Source organism: Streptomyces sp. JLYT201, from assembly GCF_059448825.1.
The window spans coordinates 8,406,999-8,421,108 of record NZ_CM182551.1; the positions used below are offsets into that span (position 1 = coordinate 8,406,999).

General features: G+C 76.0%; 13 protein-coding genes. 7 read left to right on the plus strand and 6 right to left on the minus strand.

Annotated features, from left to right (window positions below):
- The first annotated feature begins 71 nt into the window (after positions 1-71).
- A complete protein-coding gene (locus tag AC5WAM_RS35905; protein ID WP_495520062.1) occupies positions 72-1,025 on the plus strand; it encodes an NADP-dependent oxidoreductase in 954 nt (317 codons plus the stop codon).
- A gap of 29 nt (positions 1,026-1,054) precedes the next feature.
- On the opposite strand, the gene AC5WAM_RS35910 is transcribed toward AC5WAM_RS35905, so the two are convergent.
- Complete coding sequence (locus tag AC5WAM_RS35910; protein WP_495520063.1) at positions 1,055-2,005, minus strand: GlxA family transcriptional regulator; 951 nt, start codon at positions 2,003-2,005, stop codon at positions 1,055-1,057.
- 235 nt (positions 2,006-2,240) lie between these two features.
- Between AC5WAM_RS35910 and AC5WAM_RS35915 the strand changes: the two genes are divergently transcribed.
- Both AC5WAM_RS35915 and AC5WAM_RS35920 read left to right on the plus strand, forming a co-directional pair.
- On the plus strand, positions 2,241-2,894 hold the full coding sequence (locus AC5WAM_RS35915) for a DJ-1/PfpI family protein (protein WP_495520064.1): 654 nt from the start codon (positions 2,241-2,243) through the stop codon (positions 2,892-2,894).
- A gap of 35 nt (positions 2,895-2,929) precedes the next feature.
- Positions 2,930-3,457, plus strand: a complete 528-nt coding sequence (locus tag AC5WAM_RS35920; protein WP_495520065.1) for a hypothetical protein — start codon at positions 2,930-2,932, stop codon at positions 3,455-3,457.
- Positions 3,458-3,469: 12 nt separating this feature from the next.
- Here AC5WAM_RS35920 and AC5WAM_RS35925 read toward each other — a convergent pair whose 3' ends face one another.
- The 3 genes from AC5WAM_RS35925 to AC5WAM_RS35935 all read right to left on the minus strand — a co-directional run bounded on the left by AC5WAM_RS35925 (position 3,470) and on the right by AC5WAM_RS35935 (position 6,511).
- Positions 3,470-4,501 carry a hydroxyacid dehydrogenase gene (locus AC5WAM_RS35925; protein ID WP_495520066.1) on the minus strand — a complete coding sequence of 344 codons (1,032 nt, stop codon included), beginning with the start codon at positions 4,499-4,501 and terminating at the stop codon, positions 3,470-3,472.
- A gap of 70 nt (positions 4,502-4,571) precedes the next feature.
- Positions 4,572-5,615 (minus strand): sensor histidine kinase, encoded by a 1,044-nt coding sequence (locus AC5WAM_RS35930; protein ID WP_495523716.1) that lies wholly within the window; start codon positions 5,613-5,615, stop codon positions 4,572-4,574.
- Positions 5,616-5,845: 230 nt separating this feature from the next.
- Positions 5,846-6,511 (minus strand): response regulator, encoded by a 666-nt coding sequence (locus tag AC5WAM_RS35935; RefSeq protein ID WP_495523717.1) that lies wholly within the window; start codon positions 6,509-6,511, stop codon positions 5,846-5,848.
- A 250-nt stretch (positions 6,512-6,761) separates the two neighbouring features.
- On the opposite strand from AC5WAM_RS35935, the gene AC5WAM_RS35940 reads away from it, so the two are divergent.
- The 3 genes from AC5WAM_RS35940 (at position 6,762) to AC5WAM_RS35950 (ending at position 11,344) form a co-directional block, all read left to right on the plus strand.
- Positions 6,762-7,976, plus strand: a complete 1,215-nt coding sequence (locus AC5WAM_RS35940; RefSeq protein ID WP_495520067.1) for a DUF418 domain-containing protein — start codon at positions 6,762-6,764, stop codon at positions 7,974-7,976.
- 235 nt (positions 7,977-8,211) lie between these two features.
- The gene (locus AC5WAM_RS35945) at positions 8,212-10,353 is read left to right on the plus strand and encodes a glycosyltransferase (RefSeq protein WP_366794037.1); all 2,142 of its coding nucleotides are present in this window, start codon (positions 8,212-8,214) and stop codon (positions 10,351-10,353) included.
- A 76-nt stretch (positions 10,354-10,429) separates the two neighbouring features.
- The gene (locus tag AC5WAM_RS35950) at positions 10,430-11,344 is read left to right on the plus strand and encodes a GNAT family N-acetyltransferase (RefSeq protein ID WP_495520068.1); all 915 of its coding nucleotides are present in this window, start codon (positions 10,430-10,432) and stop codon (positions 11,342-11,344) included.
- Here the strand turns inward: AC5WAM_RS35950 and AC5WAM_RS35955 are convergent.
- Positions 11,341-12,024: a DUF6766 family protein gene (locus AC5WAM_RS35955; protein ID WP_495520069.1), complete on the minus strand. Its 684-nt coding sequence runs from the start codon at positions 12,022-12,024 to the stop codon at positions 11,341-11,343. The two genes, AC5WAM_RS35950 and AC5WAM_RS35955, sit on opposite strands and share 4 nt — an antisense overlap.
- A gap of 83 nt (positions 12,025-12,107) precedes the next feature.
- Entirely contained in the window at positions 12,108-12,512 is a 405-nt protein-coding gene (locus AC5WAM_RS35960) for a hypothetical protein (protein WP_366794040.1), read from the minus strand.
- A gap of 337 nt (positions 12,513-12,849) precedes the next feature.
- Between AC5WAM_RS35960 and AC5WAM_RS35965 the strand changes: the two genes are divergently transcribed.
- Positions 12,850-14,100, plus strand: a complete 1,251-nt coding sequence (locus AC5WAM_RS35965) for a cytochrome P450 (protein WP_495520070.1) — start codon at positions 12,850-12,852, stop codon at positions 14,098-14,100.
- Positions 14,101-14,110 lie beyond the last annotated feature (10 nt).

Consider the following 14,110-nt stretch of genomic DNA (forward strand, 5'->3'; position numbering starts at 1 on the left):
TCCCTACGTTGGGCGTTGAGGTCAACCGGCCGCCGACGGGGCGGCGGGGCCGACGGCGGAGGAGCGGGGCTATGAGCGCGACGACGGTGATGCGGGCAGCGGTGGTGCGGGTGCCGGGCGGACCGGAGGCCGTGGAGCTCACGCGGGTGCCGGTGCCCGCACCGGGCCCCGGCCAGGTGCGGATCCGCGTGGCGGCGGCGACCGTCAACCCCGTGGACCTGCTGACCCGCTCCGGCGCCCTCGTGGCGGCCGGGCGGATGGCGCCGCGCGCGACGACCGGCCTCGGCTGGGACGTGGCCGGGACGGTGGACGCGACGGGCCCGTCCGTGACCGCCCTCGCCGTGGGCGACGAGGTCATCGGCCTGCGCGACCTGCTGGACGTCTCCCTCGGGACGTACGCCGAGTACGTGGTCCTGGACGCGACGGCGGTGGCCCCGGCGCCCGAGGGGCAGCCGCCGGCGGCGGCCGCCACCCTGCCCCTGAACGGGCTCACGGCCTGGCAGTCCCTTGCCGCCCTCGACCTGCCGCCCGGGGCGCCGCTGGTGGTGACGGGCGCGGCGGGGGCCGTCGGCGGGTACGCCGTGGAGCTGGCGGCGCTGCGCGGCCTGCGGGTGCTGGCGGTCGCGGGCGCGGCGGACGAGGGCCTGGTGCGGGGCCTGGGCGCCGAGTGGTTCGTGCCCCGGGACGTCCCGGACCTGGCGGCGGCGGTGCGGTCGGCCGTGCCGGGCGGCGCGGCCGGGGCCCTGGACGCGGCGGGTGTCGGGCTGCCCGCGCTCGCGGCCGTGCGGGGCGGCGGGGCGTTCGTGGCGGTGGCGGCGGACGCCCCGCCCGGCCTGCGGGGCATCCGCTCCCGGAACCACTGGATCGCGGCGGACGGCGCGGCCCTGGGGCAGCTGTCCGCCCTGGCGGCGGCGGGCCGCCTCACGCTGCGCGTGGCCGACACGCTGCCCCTGGCCCGCGCGGCCGAGGCCCACGCCCGCCTCGCGGCGGGCGGCCTGCGCGGCCGTCTCGTCCTGCTCCCCTGAGGGCCCGGTCAGGGCCCGGTCCCCGAGGGCTAGGCCCGTGTCCCGAAAGCCCGCCGGTACGCCTGCGGGCTGACCCCCGCGACCCGCTTGAAGCGGTCGCGGAACGCCGTCGGCGAGCCGAAGCCGACCTGCGCGGCGATGCGTTCCACCGGGTGGGCGGTGGTCTCCAGGAGGTGCTGGGCCCGGCGCACCCGCGCCCGGTGCAGCCATTGCAGCGGCGTCGTGCCGGTCTGCTCGCGGAAGCGGCGCAGCAGCGTGCGGCTGCTCAGGCCCGCGTGCGCGGCGATGTCGTCGAGGGTCAGCTCGCGGGCCGCGTTCTCGTCGAGCCAGGCGAGCAGCGGCTCCAAGGCCTGGCCGCGGGGGTGCGCCGGAGGCTGGTTGACGATGAACTGGGCCTGGCCGCCCTCGCGTTCCAGCGGCATCACGGACGCGCGCGCGGCGTCGGCGGCGACCGCCGAGCCGTAGTCGCGGCGGATCATGTGCAGACACAGGTCCATCCCGGCGGCCGCGCCCGCGGAGGTGAGGATCTGGCCGTTGTCCACGTACAGGACGTCCGGGTCGACGTCGATGTCCGGGTAGGCGGCGGCCAGTTGCTCGGCCGCGTACCAGTGCGTGGTGGCCCGCAGCCCCTTGAGCAGCCCGGCCTGTGCGAGCACGAACGTGCCGACGCAGACCGAGGCGATCCGGGTGCCCGCGCCGGCCGCCTCGCGGAGCGCGTCCAGGACGTCCTCGCGCACCGGCGCCGAGGGGTCGTGCACGCCCGGCACGATCACCGTGTCGGCTTCGGGGAGCGCGCTCAGGCCGTAGGGCGCCCGCAGCGCGAACGCGCCGCCCGCGTCGACCTCCTCCTCGGCCGCGCACACCCGCACCCGGTAGCCGGAGCGCTCGCCGGGCAGCCGGGTGCGGGCGAAGGCGTCGATGGGCATCGCCAGGTCGGAGGGGATGACGTCGTCCAGGGCGAGGACCGCGACCGTGTGCATGGCGGCAACGTACGACATCACCGGTTTCCCGCCAACCCGGAGCGCGGGACGCGGACAGCGCCCGACCAGGCCTTCCCCGGCCCGCGCACCCCCTGGGCCCGCCCCGCCGCGTACTGGCGATATCCCGTTGAAAGCTGTCATTCCAGCCGCTGTCGAGGCGCGGCGCGCCCTGGCTAGCCTCGGCGGTGCCCGAGCCCCTCGGCACGGCTCCCTCACCACGGAACGGAACCCCGGCATGCGCGTGCAGGCAGTACTCTTCGACGGCTTCGACCCGCTGGACGTCCTCGGCCCACTGGAGGTCCTGTACGCGGGCGGGCACGCGACCGACGGCGCGCTCACCGTGGAACTGGTCTCGGCGGAGGGGCCCCGCGACGTCCCCAGCGGTCTGGCGCCGATCAGCCTCAGGGCCACGGCGCGGCTCGACCCCTCCCGTGCCGGCCTGGTGCTCCTGCCGGGCGCCGCCGGGGCGACCGAACAGCGCGACCCCGACGACGACAGCATCCCCGCACGGCTCGGGCGCACGCTGCGCACCGGCCTGCCCGGGCTCCTCGGCGACGCCCTGGCCCGCCCCGGCGTGACGGTGGCCACCGTCTGCGGCGGCTCGCTGCTCCTGGCCCTGGCCGGGCTCATCGAGGGCCGCCCCGCCACCGGGCACCACGCCGCCCTGGACGGCATGGCCGGGCTCGGCGTGCGCACCGTGCGGGCCCGTGTCGTCGACGACGGCGACCTGGTCACGGGCGGCGGCGTCACCTCGGGCCTCGACCTCGGCCTGTACCTGCTCGAGCGGGAGTTCGGGCCGCGCGTCGCCCACGCCGTCGAGGAGCTCTTCGCCCACGAGCGCCGCGGCGTGGTCTGGAGCGACACCGGCACCGAGCCCGTCGCGATCTGAAGCCCCCTGTCCCGCCGCCCAGCCGAGAGCCCCTGATGTCGAAACTCTTCCTCGCCCTGCACGTACTCGCGGCCATCGTCGCCGTGGGCCCCGTCACCGTCGCCGCCAGCATGTTCCCCAAGGTCCTGCGCGAGGCCCTGGCCGCCCCCGACGACCCGCGGCCCGTCACCACGCTGCGCACCCTGCACCGCATCAGCCGCGTCTACGGAGGCCTCGGCATCGCCGTGGTGGCCTTCGGCTTCGCCACCGCGAGCAGCATGGACGTCCTGGGCAGCCCGTGGCTGATCACGTCGATCGGGCTGACCTTCCTGGCGGCCCTGGTCCTGATGCTGCTGGTGCTGCCCCGTCAGGAGGCCGCCCTGGCGGCGGTGACCGGGCCGGGGCCCGATGCCGCGCCGCGGGCCGAGGACGGCACGGCCCGCGCGGCCGAGGGCGCCGTCGCGGTGCGGCCCGACGCGCGGGCGAGCGCCCGACTCGCCATGGCCACCGGGATCTTCAACGTCCTGTGGGCGACCGTCACCATCCTGATGATCGTCCGGCCGGGCTCCACGACGGGAGCCTGACGCCCCCGCCCCTCAGGCCAGCAGCCGCGCCTGTCGGGCGGACACGGCGTGGGCGAAGCCGTCCCCCGCCGCCCAGCGGGCCACCTCGCTCACGGCGAGGTCGGTCAGGCGCCGCCACTCGTTGCCCTGCGACCCGGCGAGGTGCGGGGTGAGCAGGGCGTTCTCGCAGTCCCACAGCGGATGTCCGGGAGGCAGCACGTCGGGGTCCGTGACGTCGAGCACGGCCCGGATCCGCCCCGCCGTCACGGCCTCGGTGAGCGCGTCCTGGTCGACGACGGCCCCGCGCGCGGTGTTGATGAGCACCGCGTCCCGGCGCAGGGCGGCGATGAGGTCCCGGCCGACGAGCCCGCGCGTCTCGGGCAGCAGCGGCGTGTGCACGCTCACGACGTCGCTCTGCGCGAACAGCTCCCGCAGGCCCACGCCGCGCACGCCGAGGGCGGCCGCCCGCGCCGCGTCGACGTACGGGTCGTGCAGCAGGATCCGCAGGTCGTACGGGCGCAGCAGCTCGATGACGCGCCTGCCGACGTGCGAGGCGGACAGGATCCCCACGGTGCGGCCGTGGTTGCCGAGCGCGCGGGGCGTGCGCATCGGGTCGTCGGGGCGGCGCGCGGCGGTGTAGGCACGGGCCCGCTCCAGGACGTGCTTGCCCGTGAGCAGGACCATCGCGACCGTGTACTCGGCGACCGGCAGGGCGTTGGCGGCGGCCGCCGACGACACCTGCACGCCGCGCTCCCAGCAGGCGTCCGTGACGTGTCCCCGCACGGAGCCCGCCGTGTGCACGACGGCCCGCAGGCCGGGCGCGGCGGCGAGCGCGGCCGCGTCGAGCGGCGGGCAGCCCCAGCCGGTGACGAGCACCTCGACCCGGCCGAGGACGGCCCGGGCCGCCGCCGTGCCGAAGTCGTCGAGCAGCGGGGGATACGTCAGGTCGCAGACGGCGTCGAGCGCGGCGAGCGCCTGCTCGTCGAGGACGGCGGCTGCGGCGTCGCGCGCCATGGCGAGCGCGGCACGCGGCCGGGATGCGGGGCGGGGCTGCGGCGTGGTCATGGGCCCCAGATATACGGGGTGCGGTCCGCGCGGCACAGGAGGAGGCCGGACAGGCCGGGGCGTGCCGGGCTCAGTCGCCCGCGCTCGGGACGCCGAGCCTGACCCGGTAGCCGCCGTCCGGGGTGGGGCCCGCCTGGAAGGTGCCGTGCAGCAGGTCCGCGCGCTCGCGCAGGCCGATGAGGCCCTGCTGGGAGCCGGGCAGCGGCAGCGAGGGGCGGGTGGGCGGGGTGTTGGTGACCGTGACCCCGAACTCCTCGCCGTCGTCCCACAGGTGGACGCGGGCGCGGGCGCCGGGCGCGTGCTTGCGCACGTTGGTGAGCGCCTCCTGCACGGTGCGGTACACGGCGCGCTGCGCGGGCGTCGCGATGTCCGGCGGCAGCGCGCCGGTCAGCTCCGCCTCGATGCCGCTGGAGCCGACCAGGGTCCGCAGGTCGGCGAGGGTGGGCTGCGGGGTGAGCTCGGTGGCCCGGCCGCCGGAGGCGCGCAGCAGCGTGACCATGTGCCGCAGCTCGTCGAGGGTGTTGACGCTCAGGGAGCGGATCGTGCGGGCCGCCTCCCGCGAGTCGGTGTCCTTGGCGGCGACCTGCCAGGCGCCCGCCCGCACCGCGATCAGCGACACCTGGTGCGAGACGACGTCGTGCATCTCGCGGGCCAGCTGTGCCCGTTCCTGGGCGAGCACGGCCTGCGCGTGCAGCGCCCGCTCGTGCTCGCGCGCCTGTTCGATCTCGGCCAGTCGGCGCGACAGGTCCCGGCGCGCCTGGGTGAGCTGGCCGAGCAGCACGGGGGCGGCCGCGGTCGTCAGCGTGTAGACGAAGTAGATCAGGGTCCAGGTCTGGTCGTCGGAGGCGAGCGAGCTCGGCGGCCACGGGAAGGCGGACGCGGCGGCCGACAGGATCGCGCAGATGGCGAGGAGCCTGCGGTCCCGTGTCCGGTCGGCCAGCGTGAACAGGGCGGCGAACGGCGGCACCGTGAGCTCCACCATCACGCTGGAGGGCAGCGTGAGCAGCACGACGAGGAGCGGGAACCGCCGCCGGAGCAGCAGCGCGAGACAGGCCACCGTCGCCGCGGTCAGCGCCCCCGGAGTCTCGTCGTAGCCGTCGGTGGTGAAGCCCAGGTCGATCACCGCGCAGACGAAGACGACCAGGTCGACGAGGTACGGCGGCACCCGCCGCGGCCGCCTGGCCCGCAGCGCCGCGAGCGCGCCCCGACGGCGCGCCGGGGGACGCGACGCCCGCCGGTCCGCCGCCGGGCTGTCGCCCGAGGGGTGTGCCCCGCCCTGGTCCGCCGAGGAGACCGACGTGTCGGGCGTCGGCGGCGGGGTGTCCCCGTCCTGCTGCCGGTCGCTCACCCGGGCTCCTCCGCGCGGCCTCCCGCGTCCAGGAGCCCGGCGCGCTCGGCCAGCAGGGCCGCCTGGACGCGGCTGGTGACGCGGAGCTTGGTCAGGATGGCGCTCACGTGGTCCTTGACGGTGCCCGCGCTGAGGTGGAGGCGGGTGCCGATGTCGGCGTTGGTCAGGCCCTCGGCGATGAGGACGAGGACGTCGCGCTCCCGGCCGGTGAGGCGCTCCACGCGGGCCCGGTCCGCACCCGAGGCGGCGGAGCCGCCGGGCCCGGGGTGGGCGCGCAGCATGGACCGCGACGCCTTGGGCGACATCACCACGCCGCCCGCCGCGAGGGTGCGCACCAGCTGGGCGAGCTGGTCGGGCTCGGTGTCCTTGAGCAGGAACCCGGCCGCCCCGGAGCGCAGCGCGGTCACGATGTACTCGTCGGTGTCGAAGGTGGTCAGCATCGCCACGGCCGGGGCCTCGGGCAGCGACCGCAGCTCCCTGAGGACGGTGAGGCCGTCGACGTCCGGCATGCGGATGTCGAGCAGCACCACGTCGGGGCGCTCGCGCCGCACGGTGTCCACGGCGTCGCCCCCGGCGGCGGTCGCGACGACGTGCAGATCGTCGGCCGCGTTGAGGATGAGCTCGAACCCGGATCGCACCAGGGCCTCGTCGTCGACCACCACTACCCGGATCACGCCTGCCGCCTCGCCGTCGTCGTCCCGCGGACCGCCCGCCCGCGAGGGGGGCCGCCCTCGTGATCGTCCCCGTACGACTCTAGGCGGCGGCGCCGGTGGCGCGCGGGGGCGGTCCCGTACGGCAGCCACCCGGCGTGGGGGTTCCAGCCGTTCGGGGGGAGGGGCGGGCCGGGCGGCGGAGCGGCGCCGGACGACTGCCGGATACCCCGCGCGCGGCCCGCCGCCGAGGCTGAGCGGCATGACACAGAACGCAGTGGCCACGGCCCCGGCACCGGCCGCGCCACCGGTGGCCGAGGCGCGGTCGACCGGCCGTCTCATAGGCGTCGACCTCGCCCGTGGCCTCGCCGTCTTCGGCATGTACGCGGCCCATGTGGGGCCCGACCCCGCGACGGCGGGCGGGGTGCGGGGGTTCCTCATGGAGCTGGCGCACGGCCGGTCGTCCGCGCTCTTCGCGTTCCTCGCGGGCTTCTCCGTCGTCCTGATGACCGGGCGCCGGGCGCCCAGGACCGGCCGCGCGGGCCGCCAGGCCGTGGCGAAGGTCGTCCTGCGCGCCGTCGTCCTCCTCGTGCTCGGCACCGCGCTCACCATGAGCGGCACGCCGGTCGAGGTGATCCTCGCCTTCTACGGCCTGTACTTCCTGCTCGTCCTGCCGCTGTACCGCCTCTCGGCGCGCACGCTCGCCGAGATCGCCGTGGTGGCGGCGCTCGTGCTGCCCCAGCTCCTGTTCCTGATCGTGCGAGCGGTGTACTACGACGGTGCCCTCGGCGGCGGCTCCACGGGCCCCCTGGCCTGGCCCCGCACCGGGGACGGCCTGGTCTCGCTGCTGTTCACCGGCTCCTACCCGGCCCTGTCCTGGCTGCCCTTCGTCATCGCGGGCATGGCCGTGGCGCGGCTCGACCTGGCGGACACGGCCGTGCGGATCCGCCTGGCCGCCACCGGCGCGGGCCTGGCCGTGCTCGGCTACGGCGGGTCCTGGTTCGCCCTGCACCACCTGCCCGGCGTGGCGCAGGCCCTGGGCCGGGCGGGCTTCCCGGCCGGCGGGACGGGCACGGCGTGGTGGTCCGACGTCGCGGGCTGGCCCGAGGAGGACACCTGGGGCTGGCTGTTCGTCGCCGCGCCGCACAGCGAGACGACCCTGTCGATCGTGGCGAACACCGGGGTCGCCGTCGCCGTGCTCGCGCTGTGCCTGCTCGCCGCCGACGCGCTGCCGCGCTTCCGGCGTCTGGCGGGGCCGGTGATCGCGGTCGGCAGCATGTCGCTGACCGCGTACGTCCTGCACATCGTCGCCATCCGCTTCCTCGGCGGCGACGAACTGCCGCAGTCCACGCTCGTGCTGCTCGGGTTCGTCGTGGGCATCTGCGCGTTCGCGGCGCTGTGGACGCGGTTCTTCCGGCGCGGCCCGCTGGAGGCGCTGCTGCAGCGTACGACCAAGGTCGCGGACCGCGTCCCGTGACCGTCCTCGCGACCCCCGCCGAATGGCGGGGGTCGCTCCCGCCGTTCGGCGCCCCGGATTCAACCCCCGGCGGGACGCCTCGGGACCCGCACGGGCGGGAGGGTGTATGAGCCACGGACATCTCGGACAACACCCCACCCAAGGCCCACATGTGATCTAGCCCCCGGAGCGCACCCCAGCGCCCGCCCCCTACGCCACCCCCCCCTCGAAACGAAGCCCACGGGACAGCCCCCTCATGAAGATCACCTTCCTGCTCTACAACGCGTACGGCATCGGCGGCACCATCCGCGCGACGGCGAACCTCGCCACCGCGCTCGCCGAGCGCCACGAGGTCGAGGTCGTCTCGTACTACCGCACCGCCGACACCCCGAGCCTGCCCTTCGGGCCCGGCGTCACCCTGCGCCCCCTGGTCGACCTGCGCCCGGGCTCCCGGCACTACGACGGCCGCGACCCGGCCCAGCGCGCGTCCGGCACCGTGTGCCCGCACGACCTCATGTACAAGGGCAAGACGCCGCCCAGCAGGCTCGGCGAGACGCGGCTCGCCGAGCACCTGCGCCGCTCCGACGCGGACGTCGTCATCGCGACCCGCCCCTACCTGGTGTGCTTCCTCGCCGAGCACGGCCGCGCCGACCAGCTCCGCATCGGCCAGGAGCACGTCACCCACGACTTCCACCGCGCGGGCCTGCGCCGCGACCAGGACGCCGCGATCGCGCGCCTCGACGCGTTCGTGACCGTCAGCCACGGCGACGAGCGCGCCTACCGCGCGGCCCTGCCCGACGTCCCCACGCGGCTCACCCACATCCCGAACTGCATCCCCGCCCCCGAGGCCGAGGCCTCCTCCGGCGACACCCGGACGGTCGTCGCGGCGGGCCGCCTGGTGCCTGTCAAGCGCTACGACCGCCTGATCGGGGCGTTCGCCAAGGTCGCGGCCCAGCACCCGGACTGGACCCTGCGGATCTACGGACAGGGCCGCGAGAAGGAGAAGCTGCGCCGGCGCGTCCACGAACTCGGCCTGCACGACCACGTGTTCCTGATGGACGCCCGCACGTCCATCGACACGGAGTGGGCCAAGGGCGCCGTCGCGGCCGTCTCCAGCTCCACCGAGTCGTTCGGCATGACGATCGTGGAGGCCATGCGCCTGGGCGTGCCGGTGGTCAGCACGGACTGCGACTTCGGGCCGCGCGAGATCATCACGCACGGCGAGGACGGACTGCTGGTCCCGGCGGACGGCCCGGACGCCGCCGTCGAGGAGGGCATCGCCGACGCGCTCTGCCGCCTCATCGAGAACGACGCCGAACGCTTCCGCATGGCCCAGGCCGCGATCCGCTCGGCCCGCCGCTTCCTGCCCGACCACACGGCCGCCCAGTACGAGGCGCTGATCGACGACCTGCGGCCCGGCGCGGCGGCCGCCCGCCGCTCCCGGACCCGCGCCGCGCGCACGGCGGCGGCCCGCACGCCCCGCCAGCGCGTGGGCGCGCTGGCCGAGCGCCTCGGCGTGGCGGCCTGGCTCGGCAAGGCGCTGCCGCCGGTCGCCGTCGGCTGCCGCGTGGCCCCCGACGGCTCGCTCTACTTCCGCGTGCCCGTGGCGGAACTCGCCCACGGGGACTGGCAGTTGGTGCTCAGGCCGCGCGCGGGCACCGAGGACGACACGGTGCGCCTGCCGTTCCGGATCACCGCCGACGACACCGAGCCGTACGTCAGGCTCCTGCTCCACCGCAGTGGCCGCCCCATGGCCGAGGGCTACTGGAACGTCCACCTCCAGCAGGGGCGCAAGGGCCGCGTCCGGCGGGCGCGGGCGGGGCTCGTGGAGACCGGCAGGCTGCTCGCCCCCACCGTGCCCCCGCACCCCTCCGGCGCGGGCTTCGCCACCGCCGTGCCGTACCGCACCCAGGACGGCAACCTCTCCCTGCGCACCTGGAGCAGGGCGGCCCACGCCGAACTGGAGTCGCTCGCCGTGGACACGGACGCGATCACCCTCACCGGCACGGTGCACGGCGCGGCGGCACGCGGCCACCACTACCGCCTCAGGGCCCGGCTGCGCGGCGGCGACGCCTCGTTCGAGACCCGCTGCGCGGTCGACGAGGCGGGCTGCTTCACCGCCCGGGTCCCGCTGGCGGACCCGGCCGGGCAGCACCCCGGCGGCGAGGCGATCTGGGACCTGGGCCTCGAACCGTACGACGAGCAGGGCGACGTCATCCGGCTCGCGCGGCTGCGCGGCGACGTCATCGAGCGGCGCCGCACCGACGTCTTCCCGAGCGCACGGCCCGCCACCGCCGACGGCGTCCTTGAGTTGCGCCCGTATCTGACGTCCCGCAACGACCTGGCCCTGAAGGCGGTGGCGGATCCCGTGGCGTCCGCGCGGGAGTCCGTCGTATGATCGGCGGCGTACCGCATCGCATGGCGGCCTCCTCGACCACCACGGCCCCGACCGGCCTGAACAGTGAGGTCCGCGCATGCCCGCGCTCCAGGTACGCCCCTTCCACCGCGATGACCGCGACCAGCTCACGGAGCTGGTGAACGCCCATGTGGCCGCCGTCGTCCCCGGCGTCTCCGTCTCCGTTAACACCGTCCTCGGCCAGTTGGCGCGCAGGCCCGACGAGTTCATCGTCGACCCCTGGGTCGCCGAGCGCGTGACGCTCGTCGCCGAACAGCGCTCGAACGTCGTGGCCGCCGCGCACCTGCTGCGCTACCGCGCCGACGCCGAGGTCGGCCCGGACTACCGGGACATGGGTGTCATCGACTGGTTCGTGGCGCGCCCGGCCGCGTCCTTCTGGCCGGACGCGGACACGGCCGCCGATCTGCTGATGAGCGCCTGCCTGGCCCAACTGGCCCGCTGGGGCGTGCGCGTGCGGGAGGCCGACGGCGCCCTGCCCGCGCCCGCCGTGTACGGCCTGCCCCGGACCTGGCCGCACGTCCGCGCCGTCTACGAGCGGGCCGGGTTCCGGCACACCGGGCACACGGAGGTCGTCCTCATCGCCGCGGTGCCCGACCTGCCGACACCCCCGGCCCCCGTGGCCGGCCTGGCCGTCCGCCGCACCCTCGGCGAGTGCGGCACCCGCCTCACCGCGCACCTGGACGGCCGCGACCTCGGCTTCATCGAGGTCGACACCGCCCTCGGCCGCCCCGAGCGCCAGGCCCGCAACGGCTCGCTCGCCGACATCGGCAACCTCCGCACCGAGCCGGGCCACGGCGTCCCGTCCCTGCCCGCCTGGCTCCTCGGCGAGGCCGCCCGGTGGCTGCGCCTGGCCGGAGCCGACCGCCTCCTGGCCTACGAGTCCGCCGACGACCGCGAGGCCCTCGCGCTCCTGAAGGACCTGGGCTTCACCGAACTGGTCCGCACGGACCGGGGCTGGCGGCACCACGGCTAGCCCTCGACACCGGTCGACGTGTGGGCCGAACCCACCGGCTTGGACTCCGGTGAGCCGCGCTGGCGCAGATAGACGGAGAAGATCGCCATCGAACCCACGGCGAGCAGCTCCGACTGCCAGTTCTGCAGGGTGCGGTCCCAGAAGTCGGCGGCCGTCAGATACGCGGACCAGCTGATCGGGGCCTGGAGCCCCCGCAGGTGCTCCTCGTTGTACGCGGCCACCCCCGTGATGGACTGCGCCAGCCAGGAGAGCAGGAACAGCGAGCACATCACGATGCCGAGGGACCGGGAGTACCAGGCCTGGCGGACGCCGCCGACGGACGCCAGACGCGGCGAGTCGGCCCTCGCGTACCGGCCGACCTTCTGCTCCCGGTCCGTCCCCGGGCCCGCCTCGTCCAGCTCCTTGGACTCGGGCGAGCCGCGCTGGAGCAGCCACACCGTGCCGAAGACGTAGAGGAAGAACTGGAGGTACTCGGACTGCCAGTTCTCCGTCACGTCCACCGCGAAGTCGGAGGTGAGCAGATAGCCGCCGAAGCCCACCGGGTGCAGTTCCTCGGCGACGAGGCGGTTGTTGAACTCGGCGTGCCCGGCGACCGCCTGCCCCGCCAGGGCGAGGAGGAACCCGGCCCCGAAGGCCAGCGTCAGGCCGTTGTGGCGCAGAAACCGCAGCACCCGCCTCACCGGTGCGTCAGCCCCAGCACCGTGCAGTAGGCGAGCCCGCCGAGCACCACCACCAGATACAGCGTGAACAACGTCCGCACGCGTCAACCACCCTTGACCAGACACCGATACGGCTTCCCGGGCCGGGGCGCGCAGCCCGCGGCCGTGACCTTCCAGCCACCCGGGAACGAGGAGAGGAAGAGCGTGTCGCGCCGGGTCACGACCCGTGCCTGACCGCCGTACACCTCGACGGAGCGCACCGGGCCCGCCGGCGGCAGCCCCGCCTCCGGCAGCGCCCGCGCGCAGGGCCGCTCCGCGGACCGCTCCAGTTCCTCGCGGGTCCCGGGCGCGAGCGCCGCACAGCCGCGCACCGCGTCCGAGAGCCGCAGGCTCGCGGCGAACCGGGCCGCGGCGGCGCCCGCCGCGTCCTCGCGCTCGCTGAGCGAGCCGCAGGCCGTCAGCGTGCAGAGCAGCACTCCCGTCAGGACCCTCGCACCGCCGTCACGCACCAGATCCGCTCCCTCTCACGGGCCCACCGGTCCCGGCGACGCCTCCCGGTCCGGGGCGCCCGGGCGCGAGCTACTGCGACGATGCCGTGCGCGGTCGCGACGAGCGGACGCCGGACGCCCGACACGCCCCGGTGCGCCCGATCGGACCGCGGCCGATCGGCCGCCCCTGATTCACCGTGACCGTGCCGGGCACTCGTGCACTCCGATCGCGAAGCCGGACCGGGTGGCGTACGCCCGCTCCGGTGGTGGCGGTGTCCCATCCGGCGGAGGGTGGAGCGGGACGGGCCGCGCCCTGTGCGCCCGCCCTCTCGCCGGGCACCAACTGTAGGAGGTTCCGTTGTCCGACCAGACTCTGCCGCTGCTCCGCCAGGGCTACGCGTGGCTGCCCGACCTGAGCCGCCGCCGGGGCCCGGGCCCGGTGCGCACGCGGCTGCTCGGCAAGCCGGCCGTCGCGCTGCGGGGACCGGCCGCCGTCGGATTCTTCTACGACGAGGACCATGTGCGGCGGCGCTCCGCCCTGCCCGAGCCGGTGCTCAGCACGCTCTTCGGCCAGGGCGCGGTGCACACGCTCGACGGGGCGGACCACCGGGCGCGCAAGGCCCTGTTCGTGTCGCTCCTGAAGGACGCGCCGGGCGTGGCCGCCCTCGCGGACCGGGTGGCCGAGGAGTGGGAGCGTGCGCGCGAGGAGTGGGCACGCGGCTCCGAGGTGACGCTGTTCGACGAGGTCGGCGTCCTCATCACCCGCGCCGTGTGCGCCTGGGCGGGCATCCCCCTCGGGGAGCCTTGGGGCGACGAGCCCCGGCGGACCGCGGCGGACCTGGTGGCGATGGTCGACGGATTCGCCACCGCGGGGCCGCGCCACCTGCGGGCCCGGCGCGCCCGGCGCCGCCAGGAGGCGCGCCTCGCCCGGCTGGTCGAGGCCACCCGGGCGGCGGCCGCCGGAGAGCTCTCCGAAGAGGAGGACCCCGCTCGGCGGCCCTCCGCGCTGCACGCCGTCGCGGCGCACCGCGACGCCGACGGCGAGCCGCTCGACCCGCGCACGGCCGCCGTGGAACTCCTCAACGTCATCCGCCCCACCGTCGCCGTCACCTGGTACACCGTTTTCGGCGCCCACGCCCTGCACCGCAATCCGGAGCTGCGCGTGCCGCTCGCCAAGGGAGGCGAGGAGTACGCCCGGGCCTTCGCCCACGAAGTGCGGCGCTTCTACCCGTTCGCGCCCTTCGTCGCCGGGCTCGCCCCGCGGGACGTCGAGTGGCGCGGCGAGCCGATCGCCGAGGGCACCCTGGTCCTGCTCGACCTCTACGGGCAGAACCACGATCCGGACCTGTGGCAGGCGCCGTACACCTTCGACCCCGAGCGGTTCACGGGCCGCGAGCCCGGCCGCGACGAACTCGTCCCGCAGGGCGGCGGGGAGGCCGCCACCGGCCACCGCTGCCCGGGGGAGGACGTCACCCTCGCGGTGCTCGGCACGCTGCTGCCCCGCCTCGCCCGGCTCGACTACCGCGTCCCCGACCAGGACCTGCGCATTCCGTTGCGCCGGGTGCCGACCCGGCCCCGCAGCGGCTTCGTCATCACCGACGTGCGCTGACGCAGGAGAC